The sequence below is a fragment of the Enterobacter asburiae genome (assembly GCF_024599655.1).
Taxonomy (GTDB): Bacteria; Pseudomonadota; Gammaproteobacteria; order Enterobacterales; family Enterobacteriaceae; genus Enterobacter; species Enterobacter asburiae_D.
The window spans coordinates 2,496,496-2,516,584 of record NZ_CP102247.1 but is presented as its reverse complement, the minus strand read 5'-3'; the positions used below and the strand labels follow the sequence as shown (position 1 = coordinate 2,516,584).

The following is a 20,089-nucleotide window of genomic DNA, read 5'->3' as shown; positions in this document are numbered from 1 at the left end:
ATAATGATTAATACGGATGAATTCGGTTTTATAAAATGATTTGCGAACCATTTGGTGAATTCACCATTATGATAAAACTGTTAAATTGTTTTACGCAATTGTTAATGGATTATTCCGCATTATTTGATTAACGCACGGGCTAGTCCCCTCGCCCTTAAGGGGAGAGGGTTAGGGTGAGGGGTGAAAAAGGTTTTATACCGGCATTGATTTACGGATAGCGCTCAGCAGCGTCTGTGCGCCCGTTGAGAGTGGCGTGTCTACGCGGGTCAAAATGCCGATGGGTTCCCCGGCTCCTGGGGAGGTAATCGGCAGGGCGATCAGCGTCCCCTGGCGTAAATCATCTTTTACCGCGCCGGAAGGGACGAACCAGACGTAGTCATAATCCAGGGTGAGCTGGCGCGAAAGCGAGGCCGACAGCGTTTCGATACACCCTGAAGGCAGCGTACACCCCTGCATTTGCAGCAACGTTTCGGCGGTCTGGCGTGGAACGGTCCCTTTCGGGCACACCACCACCGGCCACTCCATCACGCGGCTAAGCGTCACCGTGTCCTGCAGCAGGGGGTGATTAGGACGAACCACCAGCTTCAGGGATTCCAGGAACAACAGTTCGTAATTAAGACCGCCCATCAGTTCAGGGTCGGACATTCGACCGATACCGATATCCAGTTCGCCTGATTTCAACCCCGCGAGCAGCATGGTGTTATTCATGGTGGCAACCTGAATAGTGGTATGCCGCTGCTGCTTGTGGAACTGGCCGATAACCGGCGGAAGAATGCCCAGCGCCGCAGTAGGCAAGGCCCCCACGCGCACCACCTCACTGGATTGTTCTTCTTTGCGATGCAGGGACTGGCCTGCGGTATTGAGCGCATCCAGCACTTTAACGGCGTGCGTGAGGAACTGTTCGCCCACGATGGTAAGCTGCGCCCCCAGCCGCCCGCGGTCAAAAAGACGGGCACCGGTCAGCTGTTCCAGCTCGTTGAGGGTTTTCGAGAGCGCAGGCTGGCTCAGGTTAAGGGTTTCAGCCGCACGCCCCAGCGTTCCCTGTTGAGCGACGGCCACAAATGTATGCAAATGGCGCAAGCGTATGCGCTGACTGAACAGACCATTTTTTTCCATAGGCGATGTTAAAAACAGAGCGATGCGGGTGACAAGTTAAGTTGTTTAATTTTGATAACCTGATAGCAAAATATTTTTAACATTTGATCTGTTTGAGTTACAACATGTTTTTCGGGAGGGGCGATAAGCGAACGTCCTTGTTCATTTATTGCTCACTGCGGAAGGGGGATCGCTAACCGGATTAGATCACGCCGTCACCGCCGTCAGAGCACCACACCTGGCCGGACGTAAAGGAACATTCATCCGAGGCCAGCGTGACGTACAGCGGGGCTATCTCGACGGGCTGGCCAGGACGTCCCAGCGGCGTGTCGCCACCGAACTCCTTCACTTTTTCCATCGGCTGCCCGCCGCTGGACTGCAGTACCGTCCAGTAAGGGCCAGGGGCAACCGCGTTGACGCGGATCCCTTTCGGACCCAGCTGTTTGGCTAAGGATTTGGTAAACACCGCCAGACAGGCTTTCGTCTGGGCATAGTCCAGCAAAACGGGGCTGGGCTTCACCGCCTGAACGGAGGAGGTATTAATGATAACCGACGAGGCTTTCAGGTGACGCAGGGCCGCTTTGGTGATCCAGAAAGGGGCGTAGACGTTGGTTTTAAACGTCGCGTCAAAATCCTCGGTGGTCAGTTCTTCAAGCGATTCACGGAACTGCTGACGCCCCGCGTTGTTGACCAGAATATCCAGCCCGCCCAGCTTCGAGACGGCTTCTTCGACCAGATTCTGACAAAACGTTTCGTCCCGGACGTCCCCCGGCAGCGCGATAGCCTTGCGGCCTTCGGCTTCGATCAGCTCGATGACCTCGGAGGCATCTTTCTCTTCTTCAGGAAGATAGTTGATGGCAACGTCAGCGCCTTCACGAGCATAGGCGATAGCGACCGCGCGACCAATACCGGAGTCACCACCGGTGATCAGCGCTTTTTTGCCGGCGAGGCGGCCATGTCCTTTGTAGCTTGTTTCCCCGTGGTCGGGTACAGGCTGCATTTCTGATGCCAGTCCCGGCGGTGTTTGCGGCTGTTCCGGGAACGGGGGCTGCGGATAAGCGTTCGTACGTTGTTTTGTATCACTCATAGCTGACTCCTTAAGCCAAGGGGTGAGATTTGATGGATAACTGCAGCGTTAACGCTTCGCTGAATTATTTCTGCAAACGATCAACACGGACGACGGCAGGAGATGATTTTTTATCAAGCGAACCGTTGATGCTGATCATCTGGTCGGGTTTTACCGTTCTGCCGTCGAATACTGCCTGGGGAATAATAACGTCGATTTTTCCGGTTTTATCCTGAAATACAAACTTATCGCCGCTACCGTCAATAAGATTACCGCGTAATGAAATTGTCGCGCCATCGTGCATTTGTTTTGCCTGATCGATGGTCATAATACGCGCGTCGTCGGTTCCGCGATATCCGCTATCAAGCGCGTGCGGTGGCGGTGGCGCTTCACCTTTTTGTAAACCCCCGTTATTATCTGCCCATGCGGCCGGAACCAGAAATATCAATAAAGCGGAAATAAGTGATAATTTCATCCGATATCCTTCATTTTGGGTGTCTTGACTTATTAAGTATTGTTGCTATTCCTTTATGTGGCAAATGTGATAAGTCCTAAAAACATTCGCGTTAGAAATCAAAATTATCGGATAATAAGCGAAACGGTGACGACGGCCATGAAGCGTGAAAAAGAAAGGTTACCCGGGATAGATGAGAGTTATCGCTTGCTGACGTTTGAATACGCGTTTCGTCAGGTGGGTTTTATTGTTCTGTTAGTTATTATCGTCGCGGCGATTGCCGGTCTGTTTTCCAGCGGAATGGTCAGCGACACGGTCAAAACGAATTCCGCTAAATCGCTAACCATAAACTATGAACGCTTTGGACGGCGGGAGACAGAGACGCGGATGGAGCTCGCGTTTCCGGTGCAGGCCGAGGGGAAGTATACCCTCAGCATGACCAGCGAGAGCAGCGATGTGTATGAGCCCGGCAGCGTCTGGCCCCAGCCGGACACCATGTTCAGCCGGGGGAAGACTCTCTTTTTTGTCTATAACAATCTGAAAAAGTCAGACAGCTTCTCAGTGTTACTCTTCACGACACCGTCCAGAGCCGGTAAATGGAACACTGTGATCCGCGTCAACAGCGAGCCGGAGATTAACATCTGGCAATTTATCTACCCCTAGGAGGCTGATATGGATATGGTCTTTCGCGCGCTGGCTATTTATCTGTTCCTCGTGGTGGTATTTAAGGTGGCCGGACGTCGCGCGCTGCTGCAGATGACCAGCTTCGATCTCATCCTGCTTTTGATAATTAGTGAAGCCACACAGCAGGCGCTTCTTGGACAGGATTTTTCCGTCACCGGCGCGATGATTACCATTACCACGCTGGTGGTGGTGGACATTATATTTGGGCTGATGAAGAAATATTTTTCCCCGGTGGAGAATATTCTGGATGGCACGCCCGTGATTCTGGTCGAGAACGGCGTCCCGTTAGCCGATAAGCTGAAAAAAGTCGATGTCTCCTGTGATGATATTCTGGTGTCTGCACGGCAGAATAATGGAATTACGGAAATAAGCGACATTAAATATGCCATACTTGAGCGCAATGGTCATATTTCAATCATTCCTTTCGAGAAATAAGAGGCGGCAAGATGAGCAATCTTTTTCACGACAGTAATAATACCGTGGGTGAACTGACAAAAAAGCTAGCGAGCAAATTAACCGATCTCGGGCTTCGCTTAACCACCGCGGAATCCTGCACGGGCGGCAAGCTCTCGGTGGCGCTTTGCGCTGAGGAAAATACCGCCGAATTTTATGATGTCGGCCTGGTCGTGTTCAGCGACGAAGCCAAAATGCGGATCCTCGGCGTGCGTCCTGAGACGCTTGAGCGGTTTACGGCCGTGAGCGAACAGACCGTTACCGAGATGGCCGCCAGTATCCGCGATATCGCCCAGGCGGATATCAGCATCGCCATCAGCGGCTACGCAGGCCCGGAAGGGGGCGATGACGGCACGGCGGCGGGGACGGTCTGCTTTGCGTGGAATATACGCGGCGAGACGCAAACCCGCACCGTGCTTTTCTCCGGTGACTGTCAGGATGTGGTGGAAAAAGCGGTGCACTTCTCGCTGGCCGAACTGCTGACAGCATTGTCGGACGAGGATAACGGTTAAACTCACGGGGAGGTTCTATGGCTGTCATAGTGATTACCGGCGGAACGGCGGGCGTGGGAAAAGCCACGGCGCTGCACTTTGCAAAGGCAGGTTTCGACGTGGGGCTCATCGCGCGCGATGAAGCCAGCCTGCACTCTACCCAGGAGGAGCTGCGGCGCTATGGCGTTAATGCCCACGCCGTGCAGGCGGACGTCGCCGACAGCCAGGCGGTGTTGGATGCCGCTAATGAAATTGAGTATCGCCTCGGCGCGATTGATGTCTGGGTGAACAACGCCATGGGGGCCGTGCTGGCGCCGTTCCGAACCCTTACGCCGGACGAATTTCGGCGCGTGACTGAGGTGACGTACCTCGGCTACGTGAACGGCACCCGCGCTGCGCTCGAACTTATGGTCCCGCGCGACAGGGGCGTAATAATCCAGGTGGGCTCCGCGCTGGCCTACCGTTCTATTCCATTACAGTCAGCCTACTGCGGGGCCAAAGCGGCGATCCGCGGGTTCACCGATGCGGTGCGTACCGAGCTGATGCATGAGAACAGCCGGGTTCAGCTTTCGATGGTGCAGATGCCGGGGCTCAATACCCCGCAGTTTGAATGGGCGAGGAATAAGTTCGCCTGGGCGATGCGCCCGGTACCGCCGGTCTTTGAGCCTGAGGTGGCCGCCAGCGCCATCTTCAGGGTGGCGCAAAAACCGGTGCGCGAGCTGTGGGTAGGCGGCAGCACCATCCAGTCCATCGTGGGGCAATTTTTCTTCCCCAGTTTTCTTGACCGGCTGATGGTAAAAAAGGCCTGGGAAGGTCAAATGACCGACGAGCTGAACGCGCCGGATCGCCGGGACTACCTCGATCAACCGGTTAACGACCTGCACAAAATCCACGGCCGTTTTACTGACGAGGCGAAAACCCGCGCGCCGTCCGTCACCTCCGGCATGCCGGGTAAGGTGGCGCTGGGCGCCCTCGCGGTGGCGGGGATAGTGCTGACGCGTCTGATAACCCGCCGGAAACCGTAGTCAGCGCAGCGCGCTACGGTGCATCCAGAACCAGCGGTAGCCGTACCCGCCCAGACTGAGCTGAACGGTTTTGCCGCAAACCAGCGCGTCATCGTAGCGCTTGTCCTCGAGACAGGCGGTCCAGGTGGCGTTGCGGATCCCCTTTGCGGTGAACTGGACCGGCTGGTCGCTGAAGTTGACGAAGGTCAGGATGCTGCGCTCGTCGGTCTCGTAATAGAGCCCCAGCACCGCGTCATCATCGATTGTGATAAGCCGAAAGGGCGCAACGGCAATTTCGGGGAACTCCGAGCGGGTATTGGCAATATCGATTATCCGGTGCAGGAGCGAGTTGTTGTGAAGCAGCGAATCGGCGACGTTCACTTTCTGATAGCGGTAAGGGCCGTGGTCGATAATCGGTGCGATAAATTTTTCAGGGGCGGCTGCGGAGAAACCGCCCCCTTGCGATCCTGCCCACTGCATCGGGGTGCGAACGGCGTAGCGCTCCTCCAGCTCCAGGTCGTCACCCATGCCGATCTCATCGCCGTAGCGCATCACCGGGACACCCGGCAGGGAAAACAGCACCGCGTGGCAGAACGCCAGCCGCTTCCGATCGCCGTTGAGCATCGGCGCCAGGCGGCGGCGGATCCCGCGCTGATAGACGTTCATCTCTTCGTCAGGGGCAAATGTGTCGAGGACAAACTGTTTGTCTTTCTGACTGATGCCTTCCAGATCCAGCTCGTCGTGGTTGCGCAGCCAGTTAGCGAAACAGCAGGCATCAGGCGGGACGATCATCTTCTTCACCGCATTGCGCAGCGGGCGGGCGCTTTTTCTGGCCAGGCTGACGTAGAAATACTTGTTGAGCCAGAAATTCAGCACCAGATTCAGGCGGTCATTATTGCCGAAGTAGTCTTTATAGGTCTCAACGTCTACGTCAACTTCACCCAGCAGGATCGCGTCCGGATTGCGCTCTTCGATAAGACGCCGCATATGTTCGAGGATCCACAGGCCCTTTTTTTCATCACCGTTGCCCGCCTGCGTGGTGAGGTGGGACGCGGCGTCGAGGCGAAATCCTGACACGCCCAGCTTGAGCCAGAAGAGGATAATGTTCTCAATCTCTTTTAGCACCGCGGGCGAGGTGAGATTCAGATCCGGCTCGTGGCGATAGAACATGTGCCGGTAGTACTGTCCCGCCTCGTCGTCCCAGGTCCAGATGCTCTTCTCGACGCCGGGGAACATGGGCGGCGTATCGTCCTCGTCGTTATCCGACCAGAGGTAGTAATCACGATAGGGTGACGCCGGGTTGCGGCGGGCCTGCTGGAACCAGGGATGCGCGTCCGAGGTGTGCTGGATCAGCAGCTCGATAATGACCTGCATGCCCAGCTCGCGGGCCTGTTCGACAAAGGCGATTATATCGGCCAGTTTTCCGAAGCGGGGATCCACCTGGAGGTGGTCGCTGACGTCGTAGCCTTCATCGAGAAAGGGCGTGAGGTAAAACGGCGTGATCCAGATAACCGTCGCCCCCATGCGGCGAATATAGCGCAGCTTGGCCGCGATCCCGGCGATGTCCCCGCAGCCATCGCCGTTCAAATCATAAAATAGCGCGGTATCAATCTGATAAATAATGGCTCGTGTATGCCAGTCGGTCATAGCGTTCCTCAGTGATAGCCTTCAGTATCCGACACTTTGCCCCGGAAGACGTAGTAGCTCCAGGCGGTGTACACCAGGATCACCGGAATAATCAGTAACGTGCCTACCAGCATAAACAGCTGGCTGGCAGGCGGGGCCGCGGCTTCCCACAGGGTGATGCGCGGCGGAATAATGTTCGGCCAGAGGCTAATACCGAGCCCGCTAAACCCGAGGAAAATAAGCCCCAGCGTCAGCAGGAAGGGGCGGGAGTGGCTGTTCGGGTTGCTGGTCAGGCGCCAGATCAGCACGCTGAAAAGCCCGACCAGCAGGGGCACCGGCAGGAACCAGAAGAAGTTGGGCAGCGTGAACCAGCGGTCGGCCACGTACTGCCAGCCGAGCGGCGTCCAAATGCTCACCACGGCAATGACGACCATAAGCGCCAGCAGCACGTGGCGTGTCAGCTCGCGCATGCGGATTTGCAGCGCGCCTTCACTTTTCATGATGAGCCAGGTGGTGCCCAGCAGCATGTAGGCGACGACCAGACCGATGCCGCAGAAGAGATTGAAGGGGGTGAGCCAGTCAAGCGCGGAGCCGACAAAACGTCGGCCCTCAACGTCAAAGCCGTTGATCATTGCGCCCACGACGATGCCCTGGCTGAAGGTCGCGAGCAGGGAGCCGCCCGCAAAGGAGTAGTCCCAGAACTTTCGGTGTGACGGTGTGGCTTTAAAGCGAAACTCGAACGCCACGCCGCGAAAGATCAGGCCAATTAGCATGGCGGTAAGGGGAATGGTCAATGCATCCACGATCACTGCATAGGCCAGCGGAAATGCGCCGAACAGGCCCGCGCCGCCGAGTACCAGCCAGGTTTCGTTACCGTCCCAGACCGGCGCCACGCTGTTGACCATCACATCCCGCTCCTTCGCATCCCCCACGAAGTTAAACAGCAGGCCGATGCCCAAATCAAAGCCATCCATAATGATGTACATCAGCGTGGCAAAGACGATGATGGCAAACCAGATAACTGAGATATCGACGCCCATCAGGTTCTCTCCTCTTCAGGAACAGACTCAGCGGCAGACAGCGGACGGGCGGGCGTGCCCGAGGTATTTGACGTCAGCGTATCGACAGGCTGCGGCCCTTTCTTAATCAGCCGAATGAGGTAAACATAGCCCACGCCAAACACCGATGAGTAGACGACGAAGAACGCCAGCAGGCTGATGCTCATCTGCAGGGTGCTGTGCAGCGATACCGCGTCGATGGTGCGCAGATAGCCATAGACCACCCACGGCTGGCGGCCCACTTCGGTGGTCACCCAGCCGGCGAGTAGCGCCAGCAGCCCGGCAGGCCCCATGCAGAGGGCAAACCAGTGGAACGGGCGAGAGTGGTAAAACCGATGACGATAGCGCAGCCAGACGCCAATCAGACCGAGAGTAATCATCAGCAGCCCCATCCCAACCATGACGCGAAACGACCAGAAAACGATGGTCGAGTTTGGGCGATCTTCTTTCGGGAAGTCTTTCAGCGCCGGGACCTGCTTGTCCAGGCTGTGTGTCAGGATAAGGCTGCCGAGCGCGGGGATCTCAAGACCGTATTTGGTGCGCTCTTCGTCCATATCCGGCAGGCCAAACAGCAGCAGCGGGGTGGCCTCGCCGGGCGGGTTTTCCCAGTGCCCCTCGATGGCGGCAATTTTGGCCGGCTGATGCTCAAGCGTGTTCAGGCCGTGCATATCGCCCACGACCGCCTGGATGGGGGCGACCAGCAGCGCCATCCACATCGCCATGGAAAACATGGTGCGCACGGCGGGCGTATCGTTACCGCGCAGCAGGTGCCATGCGCCCGACGCGCCGACAAACAGCGCGCTGCTCAGAAACGCGGCGATAGCCATATGAATAAGGCGGTAAGGGAAGGAGGGGTTAAAGACGATCGCCAGCCAGTCCTGCGGGATAACCTGTCCGTTCTCGATAGTGAAACCCTGCGGCGTATGCATCCAGCTGTTGGACGCGAGGATCCAGAAGGTCGACATCAGCGTGCCGAGCGCCACCATGCAGGTTGAAAAGAAGTGCAGGCCGGGACCGACCTTATTCCAGCCGAACATCATGACGCCAAGGAAACCGGCCTCGAGGAAGAAGGCGGTTAACACCTCATAGGTCAGGAGTGGGCCGGTAATACTGCCCGCGAACTGTGAGAACCCGCTCCAGTTGGTGCCAAACTGGTACGCCATGACCAGCCCGGAAACGACACCCATCCCGAAGTTAACGGCAAATATCTTGAGCCAGAAATGGTAAAGCGAACGCCAGACGTCGTTTTTGGTGCGCAGCCACATACCCTCCAGCACCACCAGATAGCTGGCGAGGCCGATGGTGATCGCAGGAAAAAGGATATGAAACGAGACGGTAAAAGCGAACTGAATTCTGGCCAGATGGAACGCGTCGAGTTCGAACATGGTCCGTACCTCTGAAACGATGGGGCACGAGAATTGCCGGGCAGTTTATGGCTGCCCGGCAAAACCGATTACGGTTTAGTCTTACCGGCACCCAGCTCGGCACCGGTCAGCGGGTCGGAATGTGGATCGGACTTCGTGCGGGCGGACATCGCCTTGACCAGGGTTGCCTGTTCGGTCGTGAGCGTGACGCTTGCGCTGCCATCGCCGCCATCAACCGCAGGCTGGGGGGACTCAACGTAATCGAAATGTTTATCGCTGTTCCAGCTTCCGCGAACCTCTCCACCTTCAGACATATTGTAGTACTTGTTGGTGAATTCCTCGATTGGCGGCAATTTTCCCGGCGGGAAATTGTTACGGATGGACTGCAGCGCCTTCTCAAAGGAGAGCTGATGCGCCGCCTCGCGCGTCATCAGAAACGCCAGCGCATCCTTTACGCCGGGATCGTCGGTCACGTTGATCAGCCGTTCATAGATGATTTTCGCTCGGGCTTCCGCTGCCACGTTCGAGCGCAGGTCCGCCGTCGGCTCGCCGATGGTGTCGACGTAGGCCGCCGTCCAGGGCACGCCCGCAGAGTTGGTGAGCGGGGTGCCGCCACCGTAGAGCAGGGAGGTAATATGGCTGTCATTGCCGTTTTCGGTCATGGACCGATACAGTTCAGCCTCGTTTTCCACCCCTTCCGCCAGCGCGCCTTTAGCGCCTTTATTCAGCATGCCGACCAGGGTACCGATGATTTCGAGGTGGCTCAGCTCCTCGGTGGCGATATCCATCAGCATATCTTTACGGCCCGGATCGTCATCGCTCAATCCTTGCGTAAAGTACCGGCAGGCGGCAGCCAGTTCGCCCTGCGGCCCACCGAACTGTTCCAGTAAAAGGTTGGCGAGGCCAGGGTTGGGTTCAGAAACGCGAACCGTGTATTGCAGCTGTTTGACGTGTCGGAACATGGCGATTCTCCCGGATTATTTTTTTGCTTCGACGCCCGATGCGTCTGAACGCAGCAGGAACTGTTCCGTAGTCTGCGGAATATGACGGATCAGCCAGTCGGCCATTTCGCGTTCTTCCGCCAGAATCGTCTCGATGGCGGGTACAGAGGCGACGTCGCCTGCTTTCTTAGCCGCCGCGAGCAGGGAGGTATAACAGGCTATTTCAAACTGTTCGAAAACATAGCCGCTGATCGAACCCTTAACGATTTCATCAGACGGGAACATGCCGCCGATGGACTGCCCCAGCGCCGCCATTTTGCTCATCGAATCTTTTAAAACCGAACGAGAAATATCATTACGGTCGAGGATTTCTTCCAGCAATGTAATTTGCCGTTTTGTCTCATTAATATGCTGCTCAATTCTTGCGCGAACATCAGGATAATTATCGATACGGCTGGCCATGGATTCCAGCATAGATTCGGCTTGCTTTTCCATCGCATGGGCATCGCGTAGCCAGTCATGGTAGTGTTCTACGTGATTCATCATTGTATCCTCATTAGGGGTTCGCTTATTTGGTCTCACTTTCAGCAGCCTGATCGGCACGCGCGGCACTGTAGCCAGATAAATGGCCGACAATATTGGCGTAAATACTGATGATAATGACCCACAGCACGCTATTCTTCCACCATATTACGGAAGGGATAGCGAGAATGAACCATATTATGGCTGCCGTTAAATGGCACCGTTTAATTGTCCTGGGACTGATGCTCATTTTATTTAACCTGTGTTATTGCGTCATTTCTGCGCTTTTTGGTTAATATTTCCAACGGCCAGGTCGGTGAGTTTAAGATCGGTTTCTTTTTCTTCTTCCAGCGTTTCGGCAAGAAGCTTAACGGCTTTTTTATAGCCCAGTTGTTCAGCTAGTGTTGCAAGGGTACCGTAGCTGGCAATTTCGTAATGTTCGACTTTTTGCGCGGCGGCAATAAGTGCGGCATCACGTACTTCGTTTTTTTCCGTGCTTTCGATGACTTCGTTGGCTTCTTCAATTAAGCCTTCCATCGCCACGCACTTCATGCGCTTAAGCTTAATGCCGTCTTCCTGCTCGACGATCTGGTCGATACGTTCGATCTGACCCTGCGTCTCTTCCAGGTGTGCGGTAAAAGCGGCGCTCAGCTTCTCGCTGGAGGCGGCGCGGGCAAGTTTGCTTAACGCTCGGGTAAGCTGCTTTTCTGCGCTGTAGGTATCCGACAGAAGATGAATAAAGACATCCTCGACGCTTTTCATATTCATAATAATTACGCTCCGGTAAAATAAAGAAAGGGTACTGCGAGCTTTTCAGCCCGCAGCATGCTCTCTGGTATTATTAAAAAAGTTTTAAATAAGATCAGGAGTTGTCAGATTTACGGCCTCCGCCGTGACTGTTCTGTCCTCCTTTCTTACCCGCTTCAGAAGCGCGTTGCGGATCGTTTTTAAAGTTCCCACCGCTATGCTGGCCACCTTTACGTCCAGCTTCTGATGCTTTTTCACGATCTTCAGCGAAATTACCGGAACCACCACGATGCTCTGCCATATTAAACCTCATAGTCATATATTGGTTATGTCAGTACGATACGAAAATATTCCGTATCACTCGTCGTTCGAGTAATAACTCTAGTCGCTGTGCGTCATCCGTCAAATGCGTTTTGCTATTTGCGGTTGCGTTATTTTTAAATATTTGTAAATTTGCGCTTCGCTTAAAAAGGAAATATGGATAGACAGGAAGGACTTGTAAACAACCATTCAGATTAATCCTAACTTCGAGCTAAAAATTTGAAAGGAGAGGATAAAAATAATGGCGTACTCGAATTGGTTGATTTGCATTCAGGAGAGAGCCAAAAAATACTCCTTTATAGATAGAAAGCGGAACCCTAAATAATTATAAGGAAAATCCTGGATAAAAGCGTTCAGGTTGTAAGGGCGGTTCCGTTCGGCGCTGTTCAGGGGCCTGATAGCACACGGTTTGACCACTGTCGTCTTAAGATCACAATTCAGAAATTCTTCCCCCCGGAAGGAACGGGTTTCTCTACACTCCAGGTAATATTCACTGGAGGCATGACATCATGGCGAACACCATCACGGCTGATGACATTCGGGAACACTTTTCGCAGGCTATGTCGGCGATGTACCAGCAGGAAGTTCCGCAGTACGGCACCTTGCTTGAACTGGTTGCGGACGTAAACCTGGCGGTTCTGGAAAATAATCCACTACTACATGAACAACTGGCGAACGCCGATGAGCTTGCGCGCCTGAACGTTGAGCGTCACGGGGCGATCCGCGTCGGCACGTCACAGGAACTTTCAACCCTGCGCCGTATGTTTGCGATTATGGGCATGTACCCGGTCAGCTATTACGATCTCTCGCAGGCGGGGGTGCCGGTCCACTCAACGGCGTTTCGCCCGGTTGATGATGCGGCCCTGTGTCGAAATCCGTTTCGTATCTTTACCTCGCTGCTGCGTCTTGAGCTGATTGAAAACGTCGCGCTGCGCGAGCGTGCCGCAGAGATCCTGTCTCACCGGAACATCTTTACCCCCCGCTGTCTGGAACTGATCGACCTCCATGAGTCGGAAGGGCACTTTACTGACGCACAGGCTCACGAGTTTGTGCACGAAGCGTTAGAAACCTTCCGCTGGCACCGCCATGCGACGGTTGATCAGGAAACCTATCTGGCACTGAGCAACGAACATCGCCTGATTGCCGACGTGGTCTGCTTCCCGGGCTGCCATATTAACCACCTCACGCCGCGCACGCTGGATATTGACCGGGTGCAGGAACTGATGCCGAAGTACGGTATCGAGCCAAAAATTCTGATCGAAGGACCGCCACGTCGCGACGTGCCCGTCTTATTGCGTCAAACCAGCTTCAAGGCGCTGGAAGAGCCGGTGCTGTTTGCCGGTGAACATAAAGGCACCCACACCGCGCGCTTCGGTGAGATTGAACAGCGCGGCGTGGCGCTGACCCCGAAAGGCCGGGAACTGTACGACAGCCTCCTCGCTCAGGCAGGAACCGGTAAAGATAACCTCACACACCAGCTGCATCTGCGGGAGATTTTTAGCGCCTTCCCTGACAGCGAAATGCTCATGCGCCGTCAGGAGCTGGCCTATTTCCGCTACCGCCTGACGCCAGCCGGGGAAGCCCATCGTCATGCGTTCCGTCCGGGTGACGATCCGCAGCCGCTGATTGAGCGCGGATGGGTGGTTGCCCAGCCGATCACCTACGAAGATTTCCTCCCGGTCAGCGCCGCGGGGATTTTCCAGTCCAATCTCGGGAACGAAACCCAGGCCCGCAGCCACGGTAACGCGAGCCGCGATGCGTTTGAAGACGCGCTGGGCTGCCAGGTGTATGACGAGTTTACGCTCTACCAGGAGGCTGAAACGCGCAGCAAACAGCGTTGCGGTTTGCTCTGAAATCGTTACTCTGCTGGGGTGTGATGGAAAAAATAAGGTTGTTATGCAAAATCCTTCCGCCCCTGTGGTTGAAACGCGCCAGGGCGCACTGACTGGTTTAACCGATGAAAACGTTCACCTCTGGTGCGGTATTCCGTACGCCGCACCGCCCGTGGGGGAGTGGCGCTGGCGCTCGCCCCGGCCCCCTGAACGCTGGGATGGCCTGCGCGAGGCCACGGCTTTCTCGCCCTCAAGCTGGCAAAGCAGCGAGTATTGTCAGGAGCTAGGTGGCGGCGATCCGGGCCAGTTTTCCGAAGATTGTCTCTACCTTAACGTCTGGTCCCCCACAGAGCGCGCCGGGCCGCTTCCTGTTATGGTCTGGCTGCACGGGGGCGGGTTTACGATTGGTGCTGGTGGCTTACCGCCGTATAACGGCAAAGCGCTGGCCACGCGCGGCGTGGTTGTCGTGACGATCAACTACCGTCTCGGTCATCTCGGCTTTTTCGCCCATCCCGCGCTGGAAGGCGAGGAAGGGCGCGTAGTGCATAATTTTGCCCTGCTGGATCAGATAGCCGCCCTCGAATGGGTGCGGGATAATATCGCCGGGTTTGGTGGCGATCCTGCCAATATCACCCTGTTTGGCGAATCCGCCGGTGCGCGCAGCGTGCTCTCTCTGCTGGCCTCGCCGCTGGCGGCAGGATTGTTTCATAAGGCGATAGTACAAAGCGGATACACCCTGCCGGACACGCCGCGCGAGCAGGCGCTGCAAAAAGGAGAAGCGCTGGCCGCCCATTTCGGTCTGGAAAATGCGACCGCCGGGCAGCTACGCGCCATTCCGCCAGACGCGTTCTGGCCGCTCACCGCGCCGCTGAACGTCGCCCCGGCGCCCATCGCTGGAGACTGTGTTCTACCGGAAGCCATGCTGGACGTCTTTTTTGCCGCCCGTCAGCATCCGGTGCCGGTGATGATTGGTTCCAACAGCGATGAAGCCAGCGTGATGGCGGTGTTTGGCATCGATCTCGCAGGACAAATTCAGAAGCTTCGTCGGGAGCGTCGCTTCGGACTGGGGCTGATTAAGCTGCTCTATCCGGGCGTGAAGGGCGATGAAGAGCTGGGCAGGCAGGTGTGCCGCGACATGGCCTTTACCACCATGGGCTACGTGGTGATGCAGGCCCAGCAGCGCGTCGGTGGATTGTGCTGGCGTTACTGGTTTGACTATGTCGCCGAAGCGGAACATGGCACGTATATCAACGGCGCCTGGCACGGCAACGAAGTTCCCTACGTCTTTGATACGCTCGGTCAGGTAGAGCCTTCGCGTCAGTACGTCAATGAGCGGGACCTGCAGTTTGCTGCTCAGGTGGCGGATTACTGGGTGAGCTTTGCGCGTGACGCGGGTCGTCGCGACAGCCTGCCCGGTCCGACGCACTGGCCCGCGTGTCGTAAAGGGCGGGACGTTCTGTTACGCATTGGTGTGAATAAACATGCAGCTTTCAGGCTTGAAAACCGCTTTATGCGTGCCCGCATGAGCCTCTTCAAACGGGTGATGAAGCACCACGTCAGCCTCGATTAAGCAAACAGGCGCGAAACGCCGCGAGACCATTTTCCTCGCCAGGCGTTTCGCGCAGCACCAGCCGGTAGCTTGCGCCGGTTTTTATGCTTGTCTGATAGGGCCGCATCAGCCTGCCCGCGTGAACATCTTCTGCCACCAGCGTTTCGTCGGCGATGGCGACGCCCAGCCCCTGAATGGCGGCCGTAATGGCGAGATCCATCGTATCGAAGTGTTGATTTTTGTGCATGACAAAGCCAGGGCCTTCCTGTTTCGTCAGCCACAGCGACCAGTCTGTCTTATCCCTTGTGGGGTGAAGGAACGTTAACGAGCCCAGCGCTGCGCCTGCCCGCACCGGGCTTATCACCGGGGTGAGCGCCTCTTCGAACAGTAGATCGCCAGCGCTCATGTGCGTGCCGAACACAATGGCCGCGTCGTAAGATTCGGTTTTGAAATTGACGTTGTGATCGGTGGTGGTGGTCAGCGCAATTTGCAGATCCGGATGCTCGCGCTCCACCTCCAGCAGGCGCGGCACTAGCCAGCGCATGGCGCAGGTGGGAGCCTTCAGCCGGATCACCGTGTGCTGGCTGCGGGCCTGGTCGGCCACGGACAGCAGCTGCTCGAAAGCGGACTGCAGCTCCGGAAGCAGGGCGCTGCCCTGCGGCGAGAGGCGTAGCCCGCGCGCGTGGCGTTCAAAAAGCGGAAAGCCAAACCACGCCTCAAGGGAGGCAATCTTACGGCTCACGGCCCCCTGCGTCAGACACAGTTCCGCGGCGGCATGGGTCAGATTGAGGTGACGCGCGGTGACTAAAAATGCGTCGATGGCATTAAGGGGGAGCGAACGGCGTGACATAGAAAACACCTCAGCTATGCATTTTTATCATGGCTATTATGACAACAATTCGATTGTCCCGACAGTACAGATGTTGTTTGAATAGTTATGCAATGTCCATGAGAAGGGAAAGAGGATGACTTTACGAACGCCTGTGCAAACGCGCTCCAAACTGCCGGATGTGGGAACCACCATTTTTACCGTTATCGGCCAGCTCTCGGCGCAGCATAACGCGATTAACCTTTCTCAGGGCGCACCGAATTTTTCCTGCGACCCGAAGCTGATTGCGGGCGTCACGCGCGCAATGGAGGCGGGGCATAACCAGTATGCGTCAATGACCGGCCTGCAGCCGCTTAAGGAACGTATTGCCGATAAAATTGCCACGCTCTACGGCACGCAGTATGACCCTGCCAGCGAGGTGCTGGTGACCGCCAGCGCCAGCGAAGGGCTCTATTCGGCAATAAGCGGGCTGGTGCATCCGGGGGATGAGGTGATCTACTTTGAACCGTCCTTTGACAGCTACGCGCCGATTGTCCGTCTGCAGGGGGCAACCCCGATAGCCATCAAGCTCACCGTGCCGGATTTTACCGTCAACTGGGATGAGGTTCGCGCCGCGATCACCCCGCGCACGCGCATGATCATCATCAATACGCCGCATAACCCGAGCGGCCAGGTCTTCTCCGCCAATGACCTGGAACAGCTGGCGGCGCTGACGCGCAATACCGACATCATTATTTTGTCTGACGAAGTGTACGAACACGTCGTTTTTGACGGTGAGCCGCACCACGGAATGGCCACGCACCCGCAGCTGGCGGAGCGCAGCGTGATAATTTCCTCTTTCGGAAAAACCTATCACGTCACCGGGTGGCGCGTGGGTTACTGTGTTGCACCGGCGGTACTGATGGACGAGATTTGTAAAGTCCATCAATTTTTAATGTTTTCTGCCGATACGCCAATGCAGCACGCGTTTGCTGAACATATGGTCGATCCGCAAACCTGGCTGTCGCTGTCGGCGTTTTATCAGCGCAAGCGCGATTTGCTGCACAGCCTGCTGGCCGATTCGCCGTTTACGCTGCTGCCGAGCGCCGGATCGTTCTTCATGCTGGCCGACTACAGCCAGTTCAGCGACGAGCGCGACAGCGAGCTGGTGAAGAGGCTGATCGTTGAGTACGGCGTTGCCACCATTCCGCTGTCGGCGTTTTATGCGGACGGTACGGATAATAAATTGATTCGTCTTTCTTTTGCCAAAGATGAGGCGACGTTACGGGCAGGTGCCCAGGCCCTGTGTCGGGTTAAACCACGCTGAGGAGTATTAGATGAAATTACGCGCGTTAGTTGTCGGCATGGGATTGCTGTGTACTTTTTCTTCCTTCGCGGCTACCGAGCTGCGTTACGGTCTGGAAGCGGAATACCCGCCGTTTGAGAGCCGCAATGCGGCGGGAGAACTGGAAGGGTTTGACGTTGAGCTGGGGAATGCCATCTGCAAAGCGGCTGCGCTGAAGTGCAGCTGGGTTGAAACCTCGTTTGATGCGCTTATCCCGGGCCTGGTGGCGAAGAAATTTGACGCCATCAACTCGGCGATGAACATTACCGAGCAGCGCCGCAAGAGCATTGATTTTACCCAGCCGATCTACCGTATTCCGTCGCAGCTGGTCGGCAAGGCCGGTACGGCGGTTGAGGCAACCCCAGAAGGGCTGAAGGGTAAAACCATCGGCGTGCTGCAGGGATCCATTCAGGAAACCTATGCGAAAGAGCACTGGGAAAAGCAGGGTGTCACCGTGGTATCTTATAAAGATCAGAATATGGCCTGGGGCGATCTGCTGAATGGCCGTATCGACGCCTCGCTGGTCATGTCCGCGGCCGGGCAGGCAGGTTTCCTCAGCAAGCCGCAGGGGAAAGGATTTGGCTTCATCGGCAAACCGGTGTCTGACGACACTATCCTCGGCAGTGGGATCGGTTTTGGGTTGCGTAAAGGTGACGAGGCTACCAAAAAGCAGCTTGATGCCGCGATTGATAAAGTACGTGCCGACGGCACGATCGCTAAACTCGCTGATAAGTACTTCCCAGGTATCGATGTCAGCGTAAAATAACCGCCTCATTAGCCCCGTCAGCTGATGTCCTGACGGGGCATTTTTCTACACATTTTCCAGGCTTTCTTTACACCACTTTCGGGCCGTTCTGGTCGACAGAAAATATTTCTCACTTTGTTCAGATAATCACCGGCCAACAATTGGATTCTTAACCATTTTTGTTTAGGCTGTGCGTTCTTTCTTGCCGTCATTTCGCCGAGCGCGAAACACATTCACACGACCATAAGGACGTTTTTCCAGGCATGAATCGCAGACGTTTTCTAAAAGGCTCGCTGGCAGTGGCAGCCCTGAGCGGCACATCTGGCCTTGCTTCCCTGTTTTCCAAAGCGGCGTACGCTGCCGACTCTGACATTGCTGACGGCCAGAGCCGTCGTTTTGACTTCTCCGTACTGCAATCCATGGCGCATGACCTGGCGAAAACCCCGTGGGGTGGCGCGCCGCGTCCGCTACCGGACACGCTGGCAACCATGACGCCGCAGGCGTACAACGCCATCCGCTACGATGAAAAACAGTCACTGTGGAACAACATTGAAGGGCGTCAGCTGGACGTGCAGTTCTTCCACATGGGGATGGGGTTCCGCCGCCGCGTGCGGATGTTCTCGCTGGACCAGTCTACCTCTATGGCGCGCGAGATCCACTTCCGTCCGGAGCTGTTCAGCTACGGCGAAACGGGTGTGGATACCAGGCAGTTGGAAGGGCAAAGCGATCTCGGCTTTGCGGGCTTCCGCGCCTTTAAGGCTCCTGAACTGGCGCGTCGCGATATCGTCTCTTTCCTGGGCGCGAGCTACTTCCGCGCAGTGGATGACACCTACCAGTACGGCCTGTCTGCCCGCGGTCTGGCGGTAGATACCTTTACCGACACGCCGGAAGAGTTCCCGGACTTTACCTCCTTCTGGTTTGAAACCGTCAAACCCGGCGACACGACCTTTACCGTCTATACGCTGCTGGACAGCCCGAGCGTTACCGGTGCCTATAAATTCGTGATCCACTGCGAGAAGAGCCAGGTGATCATGGAGGTGGAAAACCATCTCTATGCGCGTAAGGACATCAAGCAGCTCGGCATCGCGCCGATGACCAGCATGTTCAGCTGCGGCAATAACGAACGCCGCATGTGTGACACCATTCACCCGCAAATTCATGACTCCGATCGCCTGGCAATGTGGCGCGGCAACGGGGAGTGGATCTGTCGTCCGCTGAACAACCCGCAGAAGCTGCAGTTCAACGCCTACATGGACAAAAACCCGAAAGGGTTCGGCCTGCTGCAGCTCGATCGCGATTTCTCGCACTATCAGGACGTGATGGGCTGGTATAACAAACGCCCAAGCCTGTGGGTTGAACCGCGTAACGACTGGGGTAAAGGCGCGGTTGGCCTGATGGAGATCCCGACCACGGGTGAAACGCTGGATAACGTGGTCTGCTTCTGGCAGCCGGAAAAAGCGGTGAAAGCGGGCGACGAGCTGGACTTTAAATATCGTCTGTACTGGAGCGCAATGCCGCCGGTGCGTTCTCCGCTGGCCAACGTCTTCGCTACCCGTACCGGTATGGGCGGGTTCCCGGAAGGCTGGGCTCCGGGCGAAAATTATCCGAAAGTGTGGGCCCGTCGCTTTGCCATCGACTTCGTCGGCGGCGACCTGAAGGCCGCTGCGCCAAAAGGCATTGAGCCGGTGATCACGCTCTCCAGCGGTGAAGCGAAGCAGGTTGAGATCCTCTACGTAGAGCCGTTTGACGGCTATCGCATTTTGTTTGACTGGTATCCAACCTCGGATTCGACGGAGCCGGTGGATATGCGCCTTTTCCTGCGCTGCCAGGGCGATGCCATCAGCGAAACCTGGCTGTATCAGTATTTCCCACCGGCGCCGGATAAACGTCATTACGTTGACGACAGGGTAATGCGTTAACCCTTGTGGGATTGTGCCGGGTGGCGCTAGCGCTTACCCGGCCTACAAATGCATCCAGAGTAAGC

21 protein-coding genes are annotated in these 20,089 nt (G+C 56.2%); 9 read left to right on the top strand and 12 right to left on the bottom strand.

The window, feature by feature from the left end; genetic code table 11:
* Positions 1 to 192: 192 nt before the first annotated feature.
* From NQ230_RS11890 to NQ230_RS11880, 3 genes are all read right to left on the bottom strand, one after another.
* The gene (locus NQ230_RS11890; RefSeq protein WP_023335657.1) at positions 193 to 1,116 is read right to left on the bottom strand and encodes a LysR substrate-binding domain-containing protein; all 924 of its coding nucleotides are present in this window, start codon (positions 1,114 to 1,116) and stop codon (positions 193 to 195) included.
* 181 nt (positions 1,117 to 1,297) lie between these two features.
* The gene (locus NQ230_RS11885) at positions 1,298 to 2,182 is read right to left on the bottom strand and encodes an SDR family oxidoreductase (RefSeq protein WP_193939659.1); all 885 of its coding nucleotides are present in this window, start codon (positions 2,180 to 2,182) and stop codon (positions 1,298 to 1,300) included.
* Between the two features lie 64 nt (positions 2,183 to 2,246).
* Complete coding sequence (locus NQ230_RS11880) at positions 2,247 to 2,636, bottom strand: YdeI family stress tolerance OB fold protein (RefSeq protein WP_063142825.1); 390 nt, start codon at positions 2,634 to 2,636, stop codon at positions 2,247 to 2,249.
* Between the two features lie 138 nt (positions 2,637 to 2,774).
* On the opposite strand from NQ230_RS11880, the gene NQ230_RS11875 reads away from it, so the two are divergent.
* The 4 genes from NQ230_RS11875 to NQ230_RS11860 are packed head-to-tail and all read left to right on the top strand — an operon-like array spanning position 2,775 to position 5,268.
* A complete protein-coding gene (locus NQ230_RS11875) occupies positions 2,775 to 3,278 on the top strand; it encodes a hypothetical protein (RefSeq protein ID WP_159514137.1) in 504 nt (167 codons plus the stop codon).
* Between the two features lie 9 nt (positions 3,279 to 3,287).
* On the top strand, positions 3,288 to 3,734 hold the full coding sequence (locus NQ230_RS11870) for a DUF421 domain-containing protein (protein ID WP_023311671.1): 447 nt from the start codon (positions 3,288 to 3,290) through the stop codon (positions 3,732 to 3,734).
* An 11-nt stretch (positions 3,735 to 3,745) separates the two neighbouring features.
* A complete protein-coding gene (locus NQ230_RS11865) occupies positions 3,746 to 4,264 on the top strand; it encodes a 2-oxo-tetronate isomerase (protein WP_257257808.1) in 519 nt (172 codons plus the stop codon).
* A 17-nt stretch (positions 4,265 to 4,281) separates the two neighbouring features.
* Entirely contained in the window at positions 4,282 to 5,268 is a 987-nt protein-coding gene (locus NQ230_RS11860; protein ID WP_257257807.1) for an SDR family oxidoreductase, read from the top strand.
* On the opposite strand, the gene NQ230_RS11855 is transcribed toward NQ230_RS11860, so the two are convergent.
* From NQ230_RS11855 to NQ230_RS11820, 8 genes are all read right to left on the bottom strand, one after another.
* On the bottom strand, positions 5,269 to 6,894 hold the full coding sequence (locus tag NQ230_RS11855) for an alpha-amylase family protein (protein WP_257257806.1): 1,626 nt from the start codon (positions 6,892 to 6,894) through the stop codon (positions 5,269 to 5,271). It lies immediately after the preceding gene.
* Positions 6,895 to 6,902: 8 nt separating this feature from the next.
* Positions 6,903 to 7,913, bottom strand: coding sequence for a cytochrome d ubiquinol oxidase subunit II (gene cydB, locus NQ230_RS11850; RefSeq protein ID WP_257257805.1), 1,011 nt, complete (start codon positions 7,911 to 7,913; stop codon positions 6,903 to 6,905).
* On the bottom strand, positions 7,913 to 9,316 hold the full coding sequence (locus tag NQ230_RS11845; RefSeq protein ID WP_121423688.1) for a cytochrome ubiquinol oxidase subunit I: 1,404 nt from the start codon (positions 9,314 to 9,316) through the stop codon (positions 7,913 to 7,915). Before NQ230_RS11845 ends, cydB begins: the two co-directional genes overlap by 1 nt.
* Positions 9,317 to 9,384: 68 nt before the next feature.
* Positions 9,385 to 10,257 (bottom strand): manganese catalase family protein, encoded by an 873-nt coding sequence (locus tag NQ230_RS11840; protein WP_159514141.1) that lies wholly within the window; start codon positions 10,255 to 10,257, stop codon positions 9,385 to 9,387.
* A 15-nt stretch (positions 10,258 to 10,272) separates the two neighbouring features.
* A complete protein-coding gene (locus NQ230_RS11835; RefSeq protein ID WP_024908416.1) occupies positions 10,273 to 10,779 on the bottom strand; it encodes a ferritin-like domain-containing protein in 507 nt (168 codons plus the stop codon).
* A gap of 25 nt (positions 10,780 to 10,804) precedes the next feature.
* Positions 10,805 to 11,008 (bottom strand): hypothetical protein, encoded by a 204-nt coding sequence (locus NQ230_RS11830; RefSeq protein WP_013096662.1) that lies wholly within the window; start codon positions 11,006 to 11,008, stop codon positions 10,805 to 10,807.
* Positions 11,009 to 11,031: 23 nt separating this feature from the next.
* Positions 11,032 to 11,526 (bottom strand): YciE/YciF ferroxidase family protein, encoded by a 495-nt coding sequence (locus NQ230_RS11825; protein WP_008502272.1) that lies wholly within the window; start codon positions 11,524 to 11,526, stop codon positions 11,032 to 11,034.
* A gap of 94 nt (positions 11,527 to 11,620) precedes the next feature.
* Positions 11,621 to 11,806 (bottom strand): con-10 family general stress protein, encoded by a 186-nt coding sequence (locus NQ230_RS11820; RefSeq protein ID WP_004150795.1) that lies wholly within the window; start codon positions 11,804 to 11,806, stop codon positions 11,621 to 11,623.
* Positions 11,807 to 12,335: 529 nt separating this feature from the next.
* Here NQ230_RS11820 and hglS point away from each other — a divergent pair.
* Positions 12,336 to 13,679, top strand: coding sequence for a 2-oxoadipate dioxygenase/decarboxylase HglS (gene hglS / locus NQ230_RS11815; protein WP_257257804.1), 1,344 nt, complete (start codon positions 12,336 to 12,338; stop codon positions 13,677 to 13,679).
* 43 nt (positions 13,680 to 13,722) lie between these two features.
* On the top strand, positions 13,723 to 15,228 hold the full coding sequence (locus NQ230_RS11810; RefSeq protein WP_257257803.1) for a carboxylesterase/lipase family protein: 1,506 nt from the start codon (positions 13,723 to 13,725) through the stop codon (positions 15,226 to 15,228).
* Here NQ230_RS11810 and NQ230_RS11805 read toward each other — a convergent pair.
* Positions 15,215 to 16,057 carry a LysR family transcriptional regulator gene (locus NQ230_RS11805; RefSeq protein ID WP_121423692.1) on the bottom strand — a complete coding sequence of 281 codons (843 nt, stop codon included), beginning with the start codon at positions 16,055 to 16,057 and terminating at the stop codon, positions 15,215 to 15,217. The two genes, NQ230_RS11810 and NQ230_RS11805, sit on opposite strands and share 14 nt — an antisense overlap.
* A gap of 115 nt (positions 16,058 to 16,172) precedes the next feature.
* On the opposite strand from NQ230_RS11805, the gene NQ230_RS11800 reads away from it, so the two are divergent.
* The 3 genes from NQ230_RS11800 (at position 16,173) to NQ230_RS11790 (ending at position 20,024) form a co-directional block, all read left to right on the top strand.
* A complete protein-coding gene (locus NQ230_RS11800; protein ID WP_193939649.1) occupies positions 16,173 to 17,342 on the top strand; it encodes a pyridoxal phosphate-dependent aminotransferase in 1,170 nt (389 codons plus the stop codon).
* A 10-nt stretch (positions 17,343 to 17,352) separates the two neighbouring features.
* A complete protein-coding gene (locus NQ230_RS11795; protein ID WP_025756391.1) occupies positions 17,353 to 18,126 on the top strand; it encodes a transporter substrate-binding domain-containing protein in 774 nt (257 codons plus the stop codon).
* Positions 18,127 to 18,368: 242 nt separating this feature from the next.
* On the top strand, positions 18,369 to 20,024 hold the full coding sequence (locus NQ230_RS11790; RefSeq protein WP_213820498.1) for a glucan biosynthesis protein D: 1,656 nt from the start codon (positions 18,369 to 18,371) through the stop codon (positions 20,022 to 20,024).
* Positions 20,025 to 20,089 lie beyond the last annotated feature (65 nt).